Origin of the sequence: Stenotrophomonas sp. GbtcB23 (assembly GCF_019091045.1) — a bacterium.
GTDB classification, from domain to species: domain Bacteria; phylum Pseudomonadota; class Gammaproteobacteria; order Xanthomonadales; family Xanthomonadaceae; genus Stenotrophomonas; species Stenotrophomonas rhizophila_A.
In genome coordinates this window covers 1-233 of the sequence record NZ_JAGXKC010000716.1, presented here as the reverse complement: position 1 = coordinate 233, position 233 = coordinate 1, and the positions used below count along the sequence as shown (strand labels likewise).

The window sequence follows — 233 nt, the reverse complement described above, 5'->3', positions numbered from 1 at the left end:
CCTGGTTCTTCCTGACGGCCGACTATGCCTTCGGTTATTCGCTGGAACAGCAGACGAGCGACTTCGTCAAGGCGAGCGGCGGTACGGTCGTGGGGTCCGTGCGCCATCCGCTGTCGACCACCGATTTCTCGTCCTTCCTCCTGCAGGCGCAGTCTTCCGGCGCCAAGGTGATCGGGCTTGCGAATGCCGGCCTCGACACGTCCAACGCCATCAAGCAGGCGGCGGAATTCGGC

Annotated in this window: 1 protein-coding gene; it reads left to right on the top strand. The window is 63.9% G+C overall.

Annotation, left to right across the window (positions count from 1 at the left end; translation table 11 throughout):
* Nucleotides 1-233 (top strand): ABC transporter substrate-binding protein (locus tag KVS69_RS20680; protein ID WP_217540220.1); only part of this gene is annotated, 233 nt, incomplete at both ends.